This window comes from Plebeiibacterium sediminum (assembly GCF_026013605.1).
Classification (GTDB): Bacteria; Bacteroidota; Bacteroidia; order Bacteroidales; family Marinilabiliaceae; genus Saccharicrinis; species Saccharicrinis sediminus.
Window position 1 is genome coordinate 1 of the sequence record NZ_JAPDPJ010000187.1, and the last position, 1813, is coordinate 1813.

The following is a 1813-nucleotide window of genomic DNA, read 5'->3' on the forward strand; positions in this document are numbered from 1 at the left end:
AGCTTCAGGTTTGAAAGTACCGTCCTGAAAGGACAACTCAATTTAGCCCAATGCAAACGTAGTGTCGCGTTGGGTAATAATGTTCCGAATAATCCTTGCGTCCTGAAAGGACAACTCAAACCTGAACAACGCTGTAGTATTTATTAATTTTAAGAGCTACAACTTATTCTTATAACATGTTAAATATAAATGTATTGTAAATTAGAGTAGTGTATTGGTAAGTGTATTTTATATCAATGTATTAAATATGTTTATCAATTAAATTAAACTATTCATCACAATTACCTGTAACGTCATTGAGTTAACACCAATAAAAATACATATATTCGTTACTGGTATTCAATTTATCCAACTATAAATACGAATACATCATACAAACCATTGCCGACCCTAAATGCAGGTATTCCTATATTGTATAATAGAGGTTGGAGATGGTTTAATTTTTAATCATTTAAAACTTTTTACTATGGAATTCCAGCAGGAATACGAAATTTGGAAAGACCGAATTGAAAATTTGGCTAAAGAAAATGTAAAACTTCCCAACAAACCTATTGATGAAGTTACTGCTTATGCAGAGGCTCTTGCAATTGAGGCAAACAAAGACAAAGAAAAACTACTGGCTGCCGGTTTAAACTCTGATTTTATTGATGATCTGCCTTCTTTAAGTGGGGCTTTGCGTTATTGTCAGGCTATTTGGATGAGCGACTATAAGGCAATTGATGAAGCACAAAAAGAATGGAAACTTGAATCGCCGGATGCATATCAATTAAGAAAGGAAATGTTACATCACCTTTCATTTGCTTATAGGGGAATGGATGATGTAAAACAAAAGATTAAGCGTATACGTGGTGGCAGTGGTCATGCCGACATGATTCAGGATTTGTTGGAACTTTCAGTTTTAGCTGAAAAATATCCTGAACCATTAACAAAAATTGGTTTTGATAATACTTTAACAACCAAGGCACGTGAAGTATCAAACAGAATGCGTGAATTATTAGCCATGGCCAACGGTTCAGAAATGCAAAATGGAAATAAATTAAAAAGAGATAAAACATTTACTCTATTGTCACTAAGAACTATTGAGATATGTGAGGTAGCCAGATATGTTTTCTGGGATAACGAAAGCCGCCTTTCTGTTTACAGAAGCTTAAGATCGTAAACACCCTGTAAATACTCGTCCCGCGGCATGTTTGACCCCTCCCGCGGGACATTTTACCCTTCAATCACCACTAATGCCCCCTCAATCAGCAAAAAATGTGTCTCAATCAGTCAATTTAGGTAGTCCATCAGGTAAAATACCCCTCCAATCGCCACATATTTTAAAATAATCAGCAAAATATTGCTTCCAATCAGAGGTACAGACCCGCCCATCAGCAAAAAATGAGTCTCAATCAGCGAATTTAGATTGTCCATCAGACAAAATGCCCCTCCAATCACCACATATTTTAAAATAATCAGCAAAATATCACTTCCAATCAGAGGTACAGACTCTTCCATCAGCAAAAAATGTGTCTCAATCAGCGAATTTAGATTGTCCATCAGACAAAATGCCCCTCCAATCGCCACATTATTTTAAATAATCAGCAAAATATCTGTTCCAATCAGAGGTACAGACCCTTCCATCAGCAAAAAATGTGTCTCAATCAGCGAATTTAGATTGTCCATCAGGTAAAATGCCCTTCCAATCGCCACATATTTTAAAATAATCAGCAAAAAAAGGGGTATGTTCAAAATTCTGTGTCAGAGTTTGTTTATATGTTCATTTCTTTTTTGAAATCAATATCAAAAGCTTTGAAGGCCAAGTAAAGATTCA

The 1813-nt window shown here is 35.5% G+C and carries 2 protein-coding genes; one reads left to right on the forward strand and one right to left on the reverse strand.

The genetic code is table 11. The annotated features are described in order from the left end of the window. The first annotated feature begins 466 nt into the window (after window positions 1-466). A complete protein-coding gene (locus OM075_RS24955; RefSeq protein WP_301193284.1) occupies window positions 467-1159 on the forward strand; it encodes a hypothetical protein in 693 nt (230 codons plus the stop codon). Between the two features lie 110 nt (window positions 1160-1269). Here the strand turns inward: OM075_RS24955 and OM075_RS24960 are convergent, their stop codons facing one another. Next, window positions 1270-1566, reverse strand: coding sequence for a hypothetical protein (locus OM075_RS24960; RefSeq protein WP_301193285.1), 297 nt, complete (start codon window positions 1564-1566; stop codon window positions 1270-1272). Window positions 1567-1813: the final 247 nt, after the last annotated feature.

Excerpts from the sequence above, each read along its gene's own strand:
- OM075_RS24955 (WP_301193284.1), top strand. The coding sequence starts at position 467 with ATGGAATTCCAGCAGGAATACGAAATTTGGAAAGACCGAATTGAAAAT.